The organism is Fibrobacter sp. UWB1 (genome assembly GCF_002210325.1).
Lineage (GTDB): Bacteria > Fibrobacterota > Fibrobacteria > Fibrobacterales > Fibrobacteraceae > Fibrobacter.
In genome coordinates, this window is record NZ_MWQL01000020.1 from 18,714 (window position 1) to 38,052 (window position 19,339).

Here is a 19,339-nt window from a genome sequence, read left to right on the forward strand (position 1 = left end):
ACTAGATATGAAAAATCCCGCTCGACGAGCGGGATTTTTTTTCATTTATTTTCTAGCAGCTAACTCTTCAGGAGTGCGAGCAAGGATATCCCAATCGCCGCGCTTGATAATCTTGTAGGCGTAGCCCTGTTCGGTAAGGAACAGCTGGCGGTTCATGGCGAATTCCTGTTCCTTGGAATCCTGCGTCACGATGCTGTAGAAATGCGCCGCGCCACCGTCGCTCTTCGGGCGGAGCACGCGACCGAGGCGCTGGGCTTCTTCCTGTCGGCTACCGAAGGTACCCGAAATCTGGATGAGCACGTTGGCATCGGGCAAGTCGATGGCGAAGTTCCCCACCTTCGAGACCATCAAGTTCTTCTGCGTTCCGTTACGGAAGGCGGCATAAAGCTTTTCGCGGTCCTTGTTCGGCGTCTTACCCGTAATCAGCGGAATCTGCAAATCTTCGGAAAGGGCTTCGAGCTGGTCGATGTATTGGCCAATGATCAGCACGCGGTCATCGGGCTTGTCAAAGTACTTGAGCAGGCGTTCCACGATGTCCGTCTTTTCGGGATTTGTAGATGCCAGCGTAATCTTTTCGCGGACAGGCGCAAGCGCATACTTCATCTTGAGTTCCGGTTCCATCGGAATGCGGATTTCGTTACAGTCGGCGGTTGCAATCCAGCCCTGGGCCTCGAGAATACGCCACGGAATGTCGTACTTTTTCGGGCCAATCAAGCTGAACACTTCGGTTTCCTTGTGGTCTTCGCGCACGAGCGTTGCCGTAAGGCCCAGGCGGCGAGTGGCCTGCATTTCAGTACTCAAGCGGAACACCGGAGCCGGCAGCAAGTGCACTTCGTCGTAAATCATCAGGCCCCACTTCTCCTGGCTAAAGAGCGGGAAGTTTGCAAGTTCCTTCTTGACTTCTTCCTCGGTCAAATCGTCAATATCGGCATCGGCTTTTTCGTCGGCCTTCTTGGCACGCTTGCGCTGCGTCAGAATCTGGTAGGTCGCCACCGTCACGGGGCCGATTTCCTTGACTTCGCCGGAGTATTCCTTCACCTGGTCGAGCGTCAAGTCCGTCTTGTCGCAAATTTCGCGAATCCACTGACGGCTAGCCGAAATGTTCGGCGTCAAAATCAAAGTCTTAGTTTGTACCAAAGCCATCGTGGCAAGGCCAATCACCGTCTTACCCGAACCGCAAGGCAGCACAATCACGCCCGAACCGCCCTTTTCGGAACCGCTCGCGTAGAACACCTGGGCAGCTTCCTTCTGGTAGTCGCGCAGGGCAAAAGGCTTGCCGCCTACCGTCGTTTCGCGCAAGTGAATCGGGAGCGGATCGCCCACGGTATAGCCGGCCAAGTCTTCGACCGGGAACCCAGCGTTGGTAAGCGCCATCTTCAAGTGGCCGCGACGTTCCGGATCTACTTCGGCATGCAAGTCATCGATAAAGTGAAGCACGTACGGCTGCACTTCTTTAAGGTTGCAGATTTCGGTGAACATGTACTTGTCATCGGATTCTACAATCAGCTTGTCGCCTTCTTTTTTCAGGCGAAGCAGCCCGTAACGAGACATGTAGTCTTCGATTTCGGTCACCACGGATTCCGGAATCGGGAACCGGCTCTGGCTTTCGAGACGTTCCAAAACTTCCGGTGCACGAAGTCCCGTTGCAGCCGCGTTCCACAAGCTTAGCGGGCTAATCTTGTAGGTGTGTAAATGTTCTGGGCTCTTGACCAATTCGGTAAACGGTGCAATCGCATCGCGAGCCGCTTCATAAGTGGGGAGATCGACCTCCACCATGATTTCCATATTACTCTGAACAATAATGGCGCCATTCGGATTCATAGGCGCCAAATTTAGTAAAAGTTACGTAATTAGAGTAGTGTTGTAGGGTTAATTTTATATATCTTTATATTGTAAAAAAAGAGGTTTTTTTGAGCCAGTTAAAATTGAATGGAAAGACCGAGACGCTTTGCATTTTCGGTCATCCTGTTGGTCATAGCAAGTCGCCTTTGATGCACAATGCCCTTTTCGAAGCATTAGGCATCAATGCGGCCTATTTGCCCTACGCCCCGGAGCCCGAAAACCTGGCCGACGCCATCAAGGGTTTTAGGGCCATGAAGTTCCGCGGGGCAAACGTCACAATCCCCTACAAGACCCCCGTGATGGACCTTGTGGACGAACTTTCGGACATTTCGAAGTTTACCGGCAGCGTCAATACGCTGTACTGGAAAGACAGTATTGTCGGGGGCACATTATGCGGCACCACAACCGACCCCTACGGATGCATCCGCAACCTACAGGAATCGGGCGTAGAACCTTCGAACAAGAAGGTCGCCCTGCTCGGAAACGGAGGAGCAGCCAAGGCAATCGCCTACACGCTCGCCGAAATGCAGAACCAGCTCACCATCGTGTGCCGCAACCGCGAAAAAGGGACAGCGCTCGCCGACAGCCTGAACCAGTTCTTTAACGGCAAGGCTCCCCAGGTCCAAGTTGCCACGTTCGATGAATTTCCGGTCGTATCCAAGGATATCGAAATCATCATCAACGCAACCTCCGTGGGCATGACTCCAAACGAAGACCAGTCTCCCCTGACCGAAGAATCCTTGCACCAAGGTCAGGCCGTGATGGACATCGTGTACACGCCGCCCATGACCAAGCTTTTAAAGACGGCCCAGGCAAAAGGCTGCAAGGTGGTGACCGGCGAAGGAATGTTGGTGCACCAGGGCATCGAAAGCTTTAGAAAATGGTTCCCCGAAGAAACTAAAAACAAGACGAACGACGAACTCGCACAGATTATGCGCAAAGGAATGCAGGGCTAACATGAACAAGCACATCTTTTTCACCGGATTCATGGCAAGTGGAAAATCCCGCACCGGACGCGCCCTGGCAGAACGGTTAAACCGCCCCTACGTGGATACCGACGCCGTTATCGTCGAACGCGCGGGTAAAACCATCAGCGAAATCTTTGAACAGGACGGCGAAGCCAAGTTCCGCGAAATGGAACGCGATGTCGTCGCCGAATTTGCCAAAAAAGAAACCCCGCACATTATTTCTTTGGGCGGTGGCGCACTCACGCAGCCGGACAACCTCAAGGTCATCCGCGAAAACGGCACCATCATTCGCCTGTGGGCAAAGCCCGAAGTGCTTTCGGAACGCATTGGCCGCAAGAACACGCGCCCGTTGCTTGCAAACCTCTCCGACGAAGAACGCCTTGAAAAAATCAAGGTGATGCTCAAAGAACGCGAAAAGAATTACGCGAACGCCGATTTTAGCGTGGAAAGTTCCGACGAATACACCGAAGACCACGTGATTGAACGCATCCTGTACATCCTGAATTTCTGGAACAGCCATGCGCTGGACGTGTGCCCGAGCAGCGGCGGACGCTACCCCATTTTTATCGGCAAGAACATTATTCCCGAAACAGGCGTATTGCTTGAAAGCCTCAAGCTCATGCCGAGTCATGATTTCTTGGTCTGCACCGACACAAACATTGCCAAGGTGCAAAGCCAGATGATTGGCGAACTGAGAGGCCAGGCCGGACGTTGCCCGATTTTCAAGTTCCAAGCCGGCGAAAAGAACAAGACACTTCACAACCTGAACCAGCTGTTCAGCTTTATGCTCCACCGCGGCTACACCCGCAAGAGCTGCCTGTTGCAGTTTAGCGGCGGCGTGGTCGGCGATATGGCAGGCTTCGGTGCTGCCACCTACCAGCGCGGCATTCCGTTTATCCAGTTCCCGACAACGCTTTTGAGCATGGTCGATAGTTCCGTGGGCGGAAAGGTTGCCGTGAACCACCCCGAAGGCAAGAACATGATTGGCGCATTCTACCAGCCGAAAGCGGTGGTCTGCGACCTCGCGGTGCTCAGCACCTTGCCCGAAACGGAATACCTGGCGGGCCTTGCCGAAATCGTGAAGTACGGCGTGATTTACGACGAAGAATTCTTCCGTTATATGGAACAGAATGTCGAGCGTATCAAGGCTCACGACCTCGACGTATTGAAGCACCTGATTTACCGCAGCTGCGCCATTAAGGCCGAAGTCGTCGGCATCGACGAAAAGGAAGCTGGCCTGCGCGCTATTTTGAATTACGGGCATACCTTCGGGCATGCTATCGAAAACTTGACGCACTACAACATGTTCACGCACGGCATTGCCGTATCGCTTGGCATGCGCGTGGCCGCCCGCGCGGCAGTTCTCCTCGGCAAAATCAGCGCCGAAGAAGAAGCTCGTCAGAACAAACTCTTGGACGACCTCGGATTCCCGAAGAAATACGATATCGACGTGGATGCCGCATGGGACGCCATGGCTGTTGACAAGAAGGCAGAAAAGGGCAAACGTGTTTACATCCTTCCCACGAAGATTGGAGCCGTGGAAAAGGTCGTGAACATCGATAAAGATATCATTACTCAAAGCTGGGGAGCTATTAAATGAATTCGGAATTAGGAATTCGGATTTCAGAATGATTTTGCAATTCTGATTCCTTATTTCTAATTGCCAACAACTATGGACTAAGGACGAATATATGAGTATTCTTGTAACCGGTGGAACAGGTGCCCTGGGCTACCACATTCTGTCGAGCCTCGTGGGAACGACGCACGATCTGTACAGCTTTAGCGACGAACAGCCGCAGCCCTGGCAGAAGGTCGATGGCGTCGAATACCTGAACGGCGACTTGCTGAACTTCAAGCACATGCAGGACGTGATACAGTTCGTGCAGCCCACGCACATTTACCACCTGGCGAGTCAATCGTCGGTGGGGCTCAGCTACAAGAAACCATACGAAACGCTGAACATCAACTTGCTCGGCACGCAGAACTTGCTCGAAGCCGTGCGCCAGAATTGCCCGAAGGCAAAGGTGATGCTTTTAAGTTCTAGCGAAATTTACGGCCGCACCGATCATCAGCTTACCTACTTGCACAAAGAATCGGACGCCCCGAATCCGCTTACGCCTTATGCAACATCGAAAGCTTGCATGGAACTTTTGGGCAATCAGTTCAAGAACGCTTACGGACTGCACGTGGTTTTCGCGCGTCCCTTCCACTTTACGGGCCCGCACCACAGCCGCCGTTTCGTGATTCCCTCGATTACTTACCAGCTTGTCAAAATCAAGTATTACGGTGCAGAGCCGACCATTTATTCGGGCAGTCTCGACATTAGCCGCGACGTGATTGACGTGCGCGATGTGGCACGCGGCATGATTCAACTTTTGAACCAGTCCGAACCGGGCGAAGCTTACAATCTTTGCTGCGGAAAATCCTACACGTTCCGCGAACTCACCGAAATGCTGGTGGATATTTCTGGCGTGAGCGTGGACTTCCGTTTCGATCCGGGTTACGAACGCAGTAACGACATTCCGCTCCTTATCGGAAACCCTGAAAAAGCCATGAGCAAGGGCTGGAAACCAATGATTAGCATCGAAGACTGCCTTACCGACTTGTTCAACGAAATGGTATTACGCCGCCGTACAGAGCTCAAACTCGGCATGGGACAGGATTTGAGACTCTAATTCGGATTTCGGAATTCTGAGTTCGGAATAGAATATGAAAAAATGAATTGTCATTGCGAGGAACGAACGTGACAAAGCAATCTATACTGATAGCGATTATGGCAACACTCTGTGCATCGTTTGCTTTTGCAGGTGATGTCGTGGCGCCACAAGGCTCTGTGCGCAGCGTGTCAGTCGAGGACTTTATGCCGCACCAAAATAACGCTAAAGAATTCAACGAAACATGGAGCTATCAGTTCGTTTTCGACAACGGCACTCGCGCCTTCATCAACTATTCCACACTCCATATTCCGGGCTCCGGCAAGAAAGTCGCTTGCGACATGAGCTTCTGGAATTTCAAAAGCAAAACGTACACCGTAGGCCGCCAGTACCCGCCCGAACGCCTTAAAGCCGACAAGGCCTCGGCTACAATCGACATCAAGGGCGAATACAAAATGGAACACAAGCCGGGCAAAGATCACCGCGTGTACTTTACCGCCGACAAGGGTGGCAAATTCCTGCTTGACGTGACCTTTGAATCGGCCGAAGTCGGGAAAGTCCCCGGCAACGGCGTGTGGAAAATCGGCAAGGAAAGTTTCGGACAATACGTGCACATTCCTTACGGCCGCGTTAAAGGCAAAATCGCCTACAATGAAGACACGATTGCCGTGAAGGGATACGCCTACATGGACCAAACCTGGCAAACCGTGCAGGCAACTGACCTGGCCGTACGCTCCATCAACTTTAGCACAAGTGCAAAGTCGCCGCTGTTTGCAGGCCGCATCTCGCTCACCGAAAAAGGCGAACCCTTCGGATATGCGCTCTACAAAGACGAATCCGGAATCAAAGTCGCGCACCCCAAGACAATCAAGGACGGCAGCGACAACTATAGTGGCAAAAAATTCGCAAAGAGCGACTTGACCTTCGAATGGCAAGACGCAAGCGTTCCCGCACTCAAGTTCAGCGTGGCAAAGACGCTCCAGAAGGCAAGCCTTTTGGACAAAGTAGACGGCTGGTTCGCCAAGAAGGCCTTCAAGATTGCAGCTGGCGGCGAAGTTCTATTTTACAGGGGTAGGAGCGACGCAAGCCACGGAAAAAAGATTGACTGGTGTATTACCGGAGTTAAAGACTAATGACTAAGTTTCGCCCATGCATTGACCTGCACGACGGACGTGTAAAGCAGATTGTAGGCAGCTCGCTGAATGACAGCGGCACGGGTCTCAAGACGAATTTTGAAACGGACCGCTCCCCCGCCTGGTTCGCTGAACTCTATAAGAAAGATGGCATTAAGGGCGGCCATGTAATTATGCTCGGCAAGGGCAACGCAGACGCCGCAAAAACAGCACTCGCCGCCTACCCCGGCGGACTGCAAGTCGGCGGCGGCATCACCGCCGAGAATGCGAAGGAATACCTGGACGCAGGCGCTAGCCACGTGATCGTGACGAGCTGGATTTTCCCGGAAGGCAAGCTGGACCGCGAACGTTTGGAATTGCTCTCTAAAACGGTCGGCAAGGAACATCTGGTGCTCGATTTAAGCTGCAAACGTGTGAGTTCCGCGAAGAAAAAGCAATTTGTCCCCGACGACGAAATCGACGATCCGGACGAAGCACACCCCCGCTGGAAAATCGCCACGAACCGCTGGCAGACATTGATAGACATCGAAATCAACGAGGAAACGCTCGAAGACCTTTCGCGTTACTGCGACGAATTCCTGATTCACGCCGCCGATGTCGAAGGAAAGCAACAGGGCATGGATGACGAACTGATTATGTTCCTCGCCGAGCACAGTCCCATTCCTTGCACCTACGCCGGCGGCGCCAAGTCGCTTGAAGACTTAAAGCACTGCAAACAAATTTCTAACGGAACGATTGATCTCACCATCGGATCGGCCTTGGACCTGTTCGGTGGCAAAGGAGTGAAGTATGCCGACTGCGTCAAATTCAACAAAGCTTAAAGCCTCCGACGTTTTAGATACGCGTCCGGCTATCTTTGGACGCACCGTCACGAGCACCTTCAAGAAGATGTTCGGTTTTAAGCACCAGCCTCCCGGAAACCTGCGCACCGGCATGATTCCGCCCATCGTTTTCGGCTCGCTGTTTCTTAATTTACCGAAACTCTTGAAGTTACGATTCTATTTGAAAAAAGAACGCAAGCAACACCCTGCCGATGATGTGCGCATTCTTTTTTATTCCGACAACCTAGACGAAACCAACGGAATTGCAAACAACTTAAGAAACGTGATTCCCTACATGCGCGCCCACGGCATGCATGCCTTCCTCGCCGGAAACGCCTTCAACACGCGCCCCTGCGGTGTCGTCGAAAACGGCTACTGTATTTTACTCCCGCGCCTATTCAGCATGGAACAGCTCGGGTATGCGAACAGCGAACTGGCCATTCCGCGCGTGGGTCCGGTACTTAGGCTGCTCAAGCGCTACCCCGTCGACTTGATTGAATTTGAAACGCCAAGCCCAGGAGCATGGCTCGTATGCTTCTGCGCCAAAGTTGCCGGCATCAAAGTCTTTAGCCATTACCGCACCGACGTTCCGACTTACACCCGCACGCTCGTGAAAGCAAAATGGATGTTCCACTTTGTGCTCTGGCTCATGAAGATTTTCTACGGCATGACCAAGCCCGTGGTAAGTCCCTGCAAGGACTACGCCAAGATTCTCACGACGCAGTTGAAGATACCCGAAAACAAGGTGCAGATTTTGCCCCGCGGTCTCCCGCTCGAAAAGTTCTCGCCGGCCATGCGCGGCAAGGGCGTCTGGGAAAAGTACAACGGCGCAACCGAGGCAATCCAGAACGAAAACCGCAAGGTGCGATTCTCGTTCATCGGGCGCATTTCTAAAGAAAAGAACTTGGAATTCTTGAACGGAGTCTGGAAAAAATTTGCCGCCAAGCACAACGACGTAGAACTCATGTACGTGGGTTACGGCTGGTACCTCGAAGAAATCAAGAAGTTCTTTGAAGGCGACAACAGCGTGCACTTTGCAGGCGAACAGGGCGGAGAAACACTCGCAAGCCTTTACGCCGATTCCGACTTCTTCTTGTTCCCGAGCGTTACTGACACATTCGGAAACGTGGTCGTCGAAGCCATGTCTACAGGCACGCCCGCGATCGTGAGCAATTACGGCGGCCCGCACGACATCGTGATGGATGAAGCCGCAGGCCGAATCTTGCCGATTGACGAAGGCGCCTGGCTGAACGCTTTGGAAGAATGCCGCAAGCTTTACCTCGAGCAACCCGAAACCTACGCCAAGATGCGCGAAACGGCCCACGAACGCAGCCTCAAGTACACCATGGAATCTTCGACCAAGGCCCAGTTCGAATTCTTCAGGAAACTCAAACGCGAAGCATACGGAATATGAGCAATGAGCTCGGTGCCACGCACCTCTGAGGTATGAGCGTCGCTATTAAAAACATGGATAAGGCGATCTTAAAATATTTGCGAGATTGGTTTCGTAAGAATGCGGCTGAGTTACCGTGGCGCTTGAGCGATTTAGACGCCCCCCGCGACCCGTATGCGGTGTGGATTAGCGAGACCATGCTACAGCAGACGCAAGTGTCAACCGTCCGCGAATATTTCGTGAGGTGGATGAAGCGCTTTCCCGATATAAAAACGCTCGCCGTCGCATCCGAAGAAGAAGTCTTTAAATACTGGCAAGGTTTAGGCTATTACAGCCGCGCAAGAAACATTTTAAAGACAGCAAAAATCGCCGCAGAGCGCAAGGATTTCCCCCGCACGCGCAAGGAACTGGAGGCTTTGCCCGGCATCGGTGCTTACACCGCAGGCGCAATCCTAAGTCTCGCCTACCACGAGCGCGAAGCGATTCTCGACGGCAACCTGGTGCGCATTTTTTCGCGACTTTACGCCCTCGATTTTTTACCGACGGAATCCAAGGACGCTCAAAAAATCTACTGGGATTACGCCCGCGAAGTCACCGACTCGCCCAAGGCTTACATGCATAACGAAGCCCTGATGGAACTTGGCCGCACCGTCTGCAAAATCAAGAACCCCGATTGTGCGAACTGCCCGCTACAGGAATCTTGCCGTGCCGCCAAAGAAAATCGCACCGCCGACTTTCCTCCCGCCAAAAAACACATTCAAAAAGACTGGCACGGCACCGTACTCGTCATCGAAAGCGCCGACCACAAAATTCTAGCCATTCACGGCGGGCAAAAATTTTTCAAGAACCAGTTCACGTTGCCGCATTTTGAATCGCCGCGCAACGCCACCTCGGGCCTCCCCGCCCAAGCCGAAGACTACATCAACGCCGACAATGTCTGCGCAGTCAAGAACATCGGCAAATTCAAGCACAATATCACCGTGCATAAAATCGAATGCGATGTCCTGCACATAAAGCTCCGCGAAAAGGCTCCCACGCGCAAAGCATCTGCAAATACGACACACGAAATTCAGTGGATTAAGCGTGAAACAGCCCAGGATTTTTTCGCGAACAGTTTCTGCCTAAAAGCATTGGCGAAACTTTAGGCAAATGTGAAATGAGTAATGTGAAATGAATAATTCCTCATTACACATCTCACATTTCACATCTTTAATTACTTCTTCTAAAACGTCTTCTTCGCCTGGCAAATAAAGCGGATGCGGTCATAGCCGCCGTTCACCGTTTCCATCACTTCGTCGGCAAGCACATGCATGAGCGTGCCCGTCAGGGAAATACCATACTTCGGGAACATCTGCGAGAACGAGGCGTCCCAAGTCCAGTCGCCCTTCACGACCATCGGGTTCTTGCTGCGCAAATTCCACTTGGCATCGCTCCTGTAGCGAATCGAGTGTGAAATCTTGAAAGTCTTGTTCAAGAGCCAGTCGCCCATAAAGCCTGTGTAGAATTCCGCCGGAGTCACTTCGGCATTGTCCACCGGGCCTTCAATGTGTTCAAAGCCCGCCATCGCCGTAAACTTGAACATGTCGCGGTACCAGGTATTCAGCCACAATTCCGCCGTCACGCCTTTAATCCAATCATCGATACGAGAAACATCGCCATAGCGCGTGGTCAAATCGTATTTTTCACGATAGCGGATTTCCTCGACATCAAAAGTTTCGGCCCCATGTTCTGCCCACAGGCTTCCGCGACCACCGATAGAAACAAAGCCACCCAACGTATCCACATACGAGACATAAGCCTGAATCAAGTTCATCTGTCCATCGGCTGTCAAGTCAATTTCGCGGCCATCATAAAATTCTTTCGTATCGGCAAGCGGATTCAAGCGTGAGCCCGAAATATTCTTGACGCCCACCACGACACCCATGTTTTCGGGCGCCGGAGCCACAAACTGGATACTGTCCTGCACAAGCCAATCGCGTTCATTCATGCCAAAAGTCACATCGGCCGTCAAGCGCCCTACCGGTTGCACGCGCAATTCCATAAACGGCCACGCCACGCGATCTTCTTCAAGTTCGGTGTATACCGTCCCCTCGTCATCCACCGCGCGGAAAGCAAGTCCTGCCGCCACCTTGAAAACTCCCTTTTCGCAAGCCTTGCCGCACTTGTAGTAAACGGAGCCGTTCACTTCTTTGCGGCTACCCTCTTCCTTATCGTGCAGGTTTTCGAACTCGATATCTTCGTAGGCGACAGTCATCGACAAATCCTTGATGTCGGCGCGCGCTTCTACACGGGGTTTGTAATGCGAAGGAATCCAGCGAGAAGTCGCCGTATACGTCCAGAGGTATTCTTCGCCCGCCAAGACCGAGGCGTTCACGAGCGAATTCGTGTAACCGAGACCGCCGTAGGCCGAACTGAACATCGCCCAGTTTGCACCCAGGTGAGTGTAGTTGCCATTTACCATATCGCGGCGGTAAGCGTAGGCGCCACTACAAAAGTGGTCATCCTGGAAAAGCCTCGCCGTTGCCCATAAGCCCTTGTAAGTCGGACTGCGGAAACCGCCTTCCAGAATCGGCGTTCTATTTTCAGGTCTATTCTCTTCAGTGATAAAATCCTGGTAAATCAGGTCGCCCAGTTCATTACCCGTCTTAAGCCATACACCCGGTTCAAGCGGAGTCCACGAAGGCGTACCCGACATGCGGTTAAAAATCAAGCGGTCGCGCAATTTTGCAGGCGACCAAAGTTCGCTTTCCGAATGCACGCCACCAGCGCCCATCACTCTATCAAACGCAAAAGTCGGGCCACCAATCAAAAAAGTTCCGTCGGCGCGCGTTTCATATTCCATGCCTTCCATTTCGGCAGGCACCTGAGCCACGGCAATACCCGAAGCCAAAAGAAGCGGCAAGGTCAAAGAACGATATTTCATTACCAAAGCTTCCTTTCTACATAAATGCCTGCATACAACATATCAGAACGCTTAGGCAAGGTCCAAATTTCTTCCCACATGAAGTTAAAACCCACGCGGAATTTTTCAAAACTCCAAAGAACCACGTTCAATCGGGCAAACCAACCGAATTCCGTTTCGTTGTCGCCCAAAGTGCCACCCGGTTCATCATAGATTTCATCTTTCACGATGTCATCATCTAAATCGGCACGAGTCCAGTTACAAGCAAAACCGCCACCAAGAACTATCGGGTGAATCGCCGGGAATCGCCAATCGAGTCCAAGCTTGCCCGAAGCCTGGTGCACGCCGTCATACGGTACCACATCTGGACGCGGCTTGAAATACGCGTAATGGAACATCACTACGCCATCGACATTTTTCCAGTACGAATAGCGAAAATTGAGTCCGCCATACATCGTATTGTAAGTGGCATCAATCAAGTCGCCAAACGGATAAACCTCGCCGCCTTCAATTCCAAGATACACCTTCGAAAACGCGATATCTTCTACTTTGGTTGAATTTTCTTGGGCCAGTGCAGCTAGCGCAAGGCTCGCAACCAGCAATAAAAGTTTTTTCAGCTTCCCCATAAAATCCTTTTTATTTTCGGCGCAATGCCTGAGCAAAGAACCCATCAAAGCGTAAATCTTCGGTGCCCGGGAACACCGACTCGCCCTTTTCAAATTCCGGATTTTCCTTCACGAACTTGTTCACAATCTTGGTCGTTTCTTCCGGGTCCGGACTGCAAGTTGCATACACCAGAATTCCACCCGGCGCAAGCCTTGCCGAGGCGGCCTGCAAAATTTTGTACTGCAGTTCTGCCAGTTCCTTGATCGATTCTGGCGTCATGCGGTATACCGATTCCGGACGGCGCGCAATCACGCCCATGTTGCTGCAAGGAACGTCGAGCAATATCCTGTCAAAGGGAGAAGCCTCTCCCTCGCTCGCACGATTCCGTTGCTCGCAACCCTCTCTAGCGGGGGTACCCGCAACGCCCCCGAGTAGATCACGGCATTCCACGCGCACATTCGTAAGGTCCAGGCGGTCCACGACATCGCGCATCTTGAGCACGCGAGATTCCGACACATCGCTTGCTAGAATTTCAAGAGAAGAATCCATTTCGGCCATGAGCGCCGCCTTTCCGCCAGGGGCCGCGCATGCATCCCAAACCTTAAGGCCGGGCTTCAAGTCCAGCAGTTTCACGACTTCGTAAGCCGAGGGATTCTGCATGCTGAATTCGCCGTTCGCAAAGGCTTCCGATTCCAGAATCGTCTTAAGTTTCGCATCCGCGGGCACTTGAATGTAGCGGTCGTAAAGAATGCTTGCGCCCGTGAGCCCGAGCTTTTGGGCAAGCACCGGCGCAGAAGTCTTCTGCAGATTCACCCGAATCCATTCCACGGGGCGCTCAAGCGTCGCCTTGGCGAGCGCTTCGGCGCGTGTACCGCCATAAATGTCGAACCACCTGCGCACCAGCCATTCGGGCACCGAATTCTCGATGGACACGCGCCGCACCTTTTGAGGTGGGAGCGCCGGCAGCCCGGACTTGCGCGCGGCATGCAGCACTGCATTCACCAGCCGCGCGGAACCTTCTTGAAGGTTCGCCGCCTTCGCAAGCTCCACGCTTGTCGAAACGGCGGCATGGTCCGGGATTTCCATAAAGAACATCTGGAATATTCCCATTTCAAGCACCGTCGCCACTTCAAGCGAGGGCATTTTCTTTACGAGAGTCTTTAAAAAGTATTGCAGGTACAAATGCCTACGGCATACGCCCAAGGCAAGTTCCATCGCGAAAGGCGAAAGTCCGCTTTCCTTGATAAAGCTACCGTCCTTCTGCCAAAGCACAAGGACGCGGAATGCATCCATTCTCTCTTTCAGCGATTCATCTAGCAAAAGCAAAGTCCTTCGCGCTTCTGGATTCCGCGCATAAAGTCGGCCACCGGCATCGGCTTCTTGCCCTCGGCCTGAATCTCAATCACTTCGAGCACGCCTTCGCCCGTGCCCACGTAGAATCGGTCATCCTTGAATTCCACCGCGCCCGGGGCGAGTTTCGGGCCATTCTCCGGCGTATCCGTCTTGCGCAGGTAAACCATACGGCCACCCAACTTTCCATAGCCACCCGGCCACGGATTGAAGGCGCGAATTCTGTTGTGGATTACTGCAGCGGGCAAATTGAAATCGATCAAGCCTTCTTCTTTTTTCAGCTTCGGGGCGCCACTGGCCTGGGCATGGTCCTGAGTCAAGTCCTTTTCGCGACCTTCCAGCAACTGGTGAATCGCATCGTCCAGCGCTTCGCAGCCAGGCGCAACCATCTTTTCCAAGAGGCTTGCCGTCGTATCCTGATGGTCAATCACCACCGTCTTTTGGGCAAGAATCGGGCCATGGTCCATCTTTTCATCCAGGCGGAACACAGTCACGCCCGTTTCTTTAAGGCCATCAGCAATCGCACGCTGCACAGGGGCAGCTCCGCGGTACTTGGGCAACAAGCTGCCGTGTACATTCACCGCGCCATGCTTAGCAACCGCCAGAATATTCTTCGGCAAAATCGAATAGGCAACGACCACAAAGAGGTCCGCATCGTAGGCGCGCAGGGCGTCCTCGAATTCGGGCGCTTTCAAGTCGGTCGGCTGGAGTACGGGCAGCCCGTATTCGAGGGCCAGTTGTTTCACTGGCGGCGGCGTTAGCACACGCCCACGCCCTGCCGGTCTGTCGGGTTGCGTCACCACAGCCACCACGTCAGCAAATTCCGATTCCTTGAGATGCTTCAAAAAACAAGCCGCGAATTCCGGCGTTCCCATAAATACGATTTTCATAACATGAAATATAGAATATACTTTTCTACATTTGCACCCGTCATGAGAATACCGCTCCAACTTGCCGTGATTTTCGCCATTTGCGTCGCCGGGGAATTTCTCCACCGCATCGTAGGCGTGCCCCTCCCGGGGAACATTATCGGCATGGTCCTGCTCTTGATTTTACTTTGTTCAAAAATAATCAAGCCGGAGCAGATTTCGGGCGTTTCCAGTTTCTTCCTGAACCACCTGGCGCTTTTCTTTTTACCGCCGAGCATTGCCATCATGGCCGTCGGCGACGAAGTCCTTTCCAAGTGGCCGCTTTTGCTGTTCCTCTGCATTGCCTTCACACTCGTCACCATCGCTGTCGGCGGCCGTGTCACGCAATTGTTCATCCGTAAGCAAGAATACCGTGAAAACTTAGCCTTGCGTGCAGAACGTCTCGCCGATCGAGCATCCCATAACAAGGCAAACGGGGGGCAAAAATGAACGCCATCATCAATTCTCCCCTGTTCGGAATCTTGCTCACGCTAGTCACCTTCGAAATCGGTGTCACCATCAGCAAAAAATTCAAGTATTCCTTCCTGAATCCGCTCCTAATCGCAAACATCCTGATTGTAGGATTCCTGCTCATTACAGGAATCAGCCTCGAAAGTTACAATGTGGGCGGCGACTACATTTCCGTCATGCTCTCCCCCGCCACCGTAGTGCTCGCGGTTCCCCTCTACAGGCAGATTTCCAAACTCAAGCAATTCTGGAAACCGATTCTCGCCGGAATCTTTGCAGGTAGCCTCACCTCTCTTGCCTGCGTCATTGTCGTAAGCAAGCTTGTCGGTCTCAGTGAAACACTCATGCTTTCGCTCTTGCCCAAGTCCATCACGATTCCCATGGGTTCCGTCGTGTCGGCTCAAATTGGCGGCATCCCACCAGTCACCATTATCGCCATCACCATTACAGGAATCACGGGGGCCGTTTCCGCCCCTGCCGTATGCAGGTTCTGCCGCATCAAGCACAAGGTCGCCCAAGGTATCGCTATCGGCACCGCAAGCCATGCGCTTGGCACCACCAGGGCTATGGAAATGGGCGAAGTCCAAGGCGCCATGAGCAGCCTTTCCATCGGAGTCGCGGGTCTATTTACCGCTATCGTCACCCCGATTATCATTAGCCTTATTTAAAAGATTTTAGGCCTTTCCCACCAGAATTTCGGCGACAATACTTTCGCCTTCAGGAATTTCGCACAGTTTTTTCAGCTCATCGTGATAGAAAAACCGCTCACAGCGAGTCTCCTTGCGAAGCATTTGCCCCGACAACTTCATCGATTGCGCTATATAGCCCGCATTCAAATTCATGTAACGGTACGCGCGTTCACCAAGCAAGTTGCAAGATTCGTTCAAATCCGCCGTAAGCAAGAGCGCAAATGCAGTATTCTCGGCCACTTCGGGCACCGCATGACACTTGGCAAATTTCTTGATGTTCAATATCGCCGACTGCATAAACACCGACTTGCGAACAGGCACATAGCGATAAACACCCGGGTACACAAACATCACGTCAAAGGAGATCACCCAGATTTTTAGAAGCCCTGCACCGAACAAATTGATTTGCCCGACTTCAAGCCAGCGGAGCATACTCGAAAAATCATCCAGGTCAAAACCCACTTTTCTAAACGGGTGCTGATTCCTCGAAGACATTTCAATATCTTCAAGCTTACCCAAGTAGCTTGCCGCATCGTACTTGGCAGGCGTCAGTGGGAATTCTTCGCCCGGATACGCCTGGGCCGAAAGTCTACGAATGCGAATACATTTCGTAAGATCAGTAATGTTTTCGGCGCGGTTCTGACGCATGAACAAAGCCGGGTATCGGGCCGGATCGTAACCGATTTCCGTTTCCATCTCGCTACGGTTCGAATAAGCCGTCTCGCCGACACCTTCGTCCACAGAATCAAATGCCAGTTCGCTGTATTCCGGAAACACAGCCAAAGCTGCCAGCGGAATTTCCGTTACAGGCAAGTTGAGCGTCACCGCAATTTCGTCATCGACAAAACCGCCCAAAGCAAAGACCTTTGCACCCTTCGATTTCGAATGGAGCATGACACTTGCGGCACAGGCACCCACGTCTTGCATCACCTGCGCATAAGCCGCTTCTCTATAATGCCAGACAGAGCGTTCCAAAAGGCCCGTAAAAATATAAATCAGCGGAGCTTCTTCTGCAAAATCCTTGTCCGGGAAGGCGGCCACAATCTTTTTCATTTCTTCGCGGCCACCCACGCGAACCAATTGCCCCACCACATCGGGAACCTTGCTTTTGCCTACAGCATCATAAGCATAAACGCCATCGGGCACCTTTCGGCCTCGCACGACAACGTACACGCCCACCGGTTTTAAATTATCGCCAGACACGTAACCGAATGCAGGAATTTCACCTTGATGTAAGTCGATTCGATTGCAACCTTTATAACGGCGATCCGGATTTTTCTGTGATTCCCAACACACATCCACAGGCTTTTCCTTACGGACAAGGCAAATGGATTCGTGGTATTTCTCAGAAAAAAAGCGCATTTAAACGAAATAATAGCAAAAAAAAAGCCCAAAAAGGTGCAACACACCCGATACACCTACGCAAAAACAAGCCAATTTACTAAGTTCATTTTGTCTATTTAATAATAGATTTAAGGCAAAAAGGGAATTGGGACAACCCAAGGTTTCAAACACAATGAGGTTCACATGAATTTCAAAACTAAATCAAGTTTAGCACTCTCTGCAGCAGCGCTTCTTTTCTTGAGTGCCTGCGGCGACGATTCCAGCAAGACGGCTGCCCCCGACGAACCAGCAGTAAATCCGACTGATTCGACGACTATACCCACCCCGCTTCCGACGGATTCCACCACGGTTCCGACAGATTCTGCCGCCAATCCAACCGATTCATCTGCAGCGACAAATCCGACAGTGGATCCGTCTACCCTTCCGGCTGAAGGCCCCATCACGCTTCCCGAAGGCAAGGGCCTCCTGGTTGACGACTTCGAAGACGGCGACAATCATTCTGCAACCATCGACAACTATTGGTACACTTACAGCGATAACGACAACGACGGTGCCTCTGTCATCACGACCCCAGTAAACGAAGACGGAGACATAATCGCCGGCGCCGTCAACAACGGGTCCAAATACGCCCTGCAAGTCAACTACACGCTCGACAAGGGCGAATACGCATACGACCCGTATGTGGGTTGGGGCATTCAGGTTGCCGAAGACGATGCCAACGGTCGTTTCGGTGGCATTACCTACTGGTACAAAGGTGGCGCACACGAAGTCCACATCGAAATTTCCGATGTCACGGACTACGACGTTCACCTGGCAAAGGTCAAGGCCTCTCGCACCTGGACCCAGGCTGTTATCCGCTTCAAGGACTTAGTCCAAGGCGGCTGGGGCACTGAAGTTCCATTCGATGCCAAGCACATCAGGGCTATCAGCTTCCAGGCCAAGGGTAACGCCAAGGTCACTAGCGATTCGCTCTTTATCGACAACATTTACCTGCAAGACACTTCTGAAGTCGAAGCGGACAAGCCCGACATGACCATCAACGATCCGGTCATTCCGACGGTTGAATTCACCGAAGCCGAAATCACAGTCACGAGCCCGCTGCAGGCAAAGGCCATGAAGTACCTGAACAAGGGTATCAACTTCACGAACTGGCTCGAAAATGCCGACGGCAAATTCAAGGAATTCGTCTTTGACGAAACCGACATCAAGCTTTTGGCCGACAACGGAATCAAGAGCCTTCGCTTGCCCATTGACCTTGACCTGTACGCCACCAACCGCGACGCATTCGTCAAGGACACCACGGGAACCGTCGCACTCGACTTTGACGACAGCACGCTCTTTACCGTTCTCGATTCCTTCGTGGAATGGACCGGCAATCACAACATGTCGTTCGTGATCGACTACCACGAATACGACAACAGCTACAACGCCACCAGCGCCAAGGATAACAAGTATATCCAGATGATGGCCGAAACCTGGAAGCACGTAGCCACCCACTATGCCGAAAATACCCGCGAAGACATCTTCTTCGAATTGCTGAACGAACCCGACATGAGTGCCGGCAAGGTGACCGCCGCCCAGTGGACAGTCGCCGCCCAGGCCATGATCGATTCTATCCGCAGCGTCGACAAGAAGCACACGATTCTCTTCGGTGATGCCCAGTGGTATTCGATCAGTTTGCTCGCCAAGCGCACCCCGTTCACCGACGACAACATCGTCTACGTGATTCACACCTACGAGCCGTTCGCCTTCACCCACCAGGGTGGTTCCTGGACCGACTACGCCACCATCAAGGGAATCCCGTTCCCCTACAATCCGGCCAAGTGGTCTACAGTTTCTGGCGACTTCGGTGTCACCAAGAGCACTCAGAGTTACGTGAAATCAAATATCAAGAACTACTACAAGACCGGCAGCAAGGAAGCCATCATGGAACAGATTCTCAAGGCCAAGAAGTGGGCTGCAACCAACAATGTTCCGGTCATCATCAACGAATTCGGCGCATTGAACCTCCGCTCCACTGCTCAGGATCGCTTGAACTACCTGACCGCCATGCGCGAAATCTGCGACACGCTCCAGATTCCTTGGACACACTGGGGTTACACCGGCAACTTCTCGCTGTTCGAAGGTGATCTCAAGGGAACCAAGCTCATCGACGGTATCGACAAGGCCCTTGGCCTCGGCGCCGCTGAATAATAAACTTCAACATCATTAGCTCCTTGGGCCGCGCAACCATTACAGGATGCGCGGCTTTTTTACCCCCC

Annotated in this window: 16 protein-coding genes; 10 read left to right on the forward strand and 6 right to left on the reverse strand. The window is 52.5% G+C overall.

Annotated elements, in window-relative coordinates; translation table 11 throughout:
- Nucleotides 1-45: 45 nt before the first annotated feature.
- A complete protein-coding gene (locus B7988_RS12890) occupies nucleotides 46-1,821 on the reverse strand; it encodes a DNA repair helicase XPB (protein ID WP_073319975.1) in 1,776 nt (591 codons plus the stop codon).
- An 89-nt stretch (nucleotides 1,822-1,910) separates the two neighbouring features.
- Between B7988_RS12890 and aroE the strand changes: the two genes are divergently transcribed.
- From aroE to B7988_RS12925, 7 genes are all read left to right on the forward strand, one after another.
- A complete protein-coding gene (gene aroE, locus B7988_RS12895) occupies nucleotides 1,911-2,798 on the forward strand; it encodes a shikimate dehydrogenase (RefSeq protein WP_249268999.1) in 888 nt (295 codons plus the stop codon).
- 1 nt (nucleotide 2,799) lies between these two features.
- Entirely contained in the window at nucleotides 2,800-4,410 is a 1,611-nt protein-coding gene (gene aroB, locus B7988_RS12900; protein WP_073319970.1) for a 3-dehydroquinate synthase, read from the forward strand.
- A 91-nt stretch (nucleotides 4,411-4,501) separates the two neighbouring features.
- On the forward strand, nucleotides 4,502-5,485 hold the full coding sequence (locus B7988_RS12905; protein WP_073319967.1) for a GDP-mannose 4,6-dehydratase: 984 nt from the start codon (nucleotides 4,502-4,504) through the stop codon (nucleotides 5,483-5,485).
- A 98-nt stretch (nucleotides 5,486-5,583) separates the two neighbouring features.
- The gene (locus tag B7988_RS12910; protein WP_073319964.1) at nucleotides 5,584-6,597 is read left to right on the forward strand and encodes a hypothetical protein; all 1,014 of its coding nucleotides are present in this window, start codon (nucleotides 5,584-5,586) and stop codon (nucleotides 6,595-6,597) included.
- Entirely contained in the window at nucleotides 6,597-7,418 is an 822-nt protein-coding gene (gene hisA / locus B7988_RS12915; protein WP_073319961.1) for a phosphoribosylformimino-5-aminoimidazole carboxamide ribotide isomerase, read from the forward strand. The genes B7988_RS12910 and hisA overlap by 1 nt, the downstream gene beginning before the upstream one ends.
- Complete coding sequence (locus B7988_RS12920) at nucleotides 7,387-8,832, forward strand: glycosyltransferase (RefSeq protein ID WP_088658240.1); 1,446 nt, start codon at nucleotides 7,387-7,389, stop codon at nucleotides 8,830-8,832. The genes hisA and B7988_RS12920 overlap by 32 nt, the downstream gene beginning before the upstream one ends.
- A 122-nt stretch (nucleotides 8,833-8,954) precedes the next feature.
- Nucleotides 8,955-9,956, forward strand: a complete 1,002-nt coding sequence (locus tag B7988_RS12925; protein ID WP_249269000.1) for an A/G-specific adenine glycosylase — start codon at nucleotides 8,955-8,957, stop codon at nucleotides 9,954-9,956.
- Nucleotides 9,957-10,033: 77 nt separating this feature from the next.
- Here B7988_RS12925 and B7988_RS12930 read toward each other — a convergent pair whose 3' ends face one another.
- The 4 genes from B7988_RS12930 to fmt are packed head-to-tail and all read right to left on the reverse strand — an operon-like array spanning nucleotide 10,034 to nucleotide 14,559.
- Nucleotides 10,034-11,734, reverse strand: a complete 1,701-nt coding sequence (locus tag B7988_RS12930) for a hypothetical protein (RefSeq protein ID WP_088658242.1) — start codon at nucleotides 11,732-11,734, stop codon at nucleotides 10,034-10,036.
- A complete protein-coding gene (locus tag B7988_RS12935) occupies nucleotides 11,734-12,339 on the reverse strand; it encodes a hypothetical protein (protein ID WP_141225676.1) in 606 nt (201 codons plus the stop codon). Before B7988_RS12935 ends, B7988_RS12930 begins: the two co-directional genes overlap by 1 nt.
- Nucleotides 12,340-12,349: 10 nt before the next feature.
- Nucleotides 12,350-13,645: a transcription antitermination factor NusB gene (locus B7988_RS12940; RefSeq protein ID WP_249269001.1), complete on the reverse strand. Its 1,296-nt coding sequence runs from the start codon at nucleotides 13,643-13,645 to the stop codon at nucleotides 12,350-12,352.
- Nucleotides 13,633-14,559: a methionyl-tRNA formyltransferase gene (fmt, locus tag B7988_RS12945; RefSeq protein ID WP_088658245.1), complete on the reverse strand. Its 927-nt coding sequence runs from the start codon at nucleotides 14,557-14,559 to the stop codon at nucleotides 13,633-13,635. The genes B7988_RS12940 and fmt overlap by 13 nt, the downstream gene beginning before the upstream one ends.
- 42 nt (nucleotides 14,560-14,601) lie before the next feature.
- Here fmt and B7988_RS12950 point away from each other — a divergent pair, with 42 nt between their 5' ends.
- Both B7988_RS12950 and B7988_RS12955 read left to right on the forward strand, forming a co-directional pair.
- The gene (locus B7988_RS12950; protein WP_088627525.1) at nucleotides 14,602-15,027 is read left to right on the forward strand and encodes a CidA/LrgA family protein; all 426 of its coding nucleotides are present in this window, start codon (nucleotides 14,602-14,604) and stop codon (nucleotides 15,025-15,027) included.
- Nucleotides 15,024-15,713: an LrgB family protein gene (locus B7988_RS12955; RefSeq protein ID WP_170930661.1), complete on the forward strand. Its 690-nt coding sequence runs from the start codon at nucleotides 15,024-15,026 to the stop codon at nucleotides 15,711-15,713. Before B7988_RS12950 ends, B7988_RS12955 begins: the two co-directional genes overlap by 4 nt.
- A 6-nt stretch (nucleotides 15,714-15,719) precedes the next feature.
- On the opposite strand, the gene B7988_RS12960 is transcribed toward B7988_RS12955, so the two are convergent.
- The gene (locus B7988_RS12960) at nucleotides 15,720-17,096 is read right to left on the reverse strand and encodes a nitroreductase family protein (RefSeq protein ID WP_088658246.1); all 1,377 of its coding nucleotides are present in this window, start codon (nucleotides 17,094-17,096) and stop codon (nucleotides 15,720-15,722) included.
- Between the two features lie 165 nt (nucleotides 17,097-17,261).
- On the opposite strand from B7988_RS12960, the gene B7988_RS12965 reads away from it, so the two are divergent.
- The gene (locus tag B7988_RS12965; protein ID WP_088658247.1) at nucleotides 17,262-19,271 is read left to right on the forward strand and encodes a carbohydrate binding domain-containing protein; all 2,010 of its coding nucleotides are present in this window, start codon (nucleotides 17,262-17,264) and stop codon (nucleotides 19,269-19,271) included.
- Nucleotides 19,272-19,339: the final 68 nt, after the last annotated feature.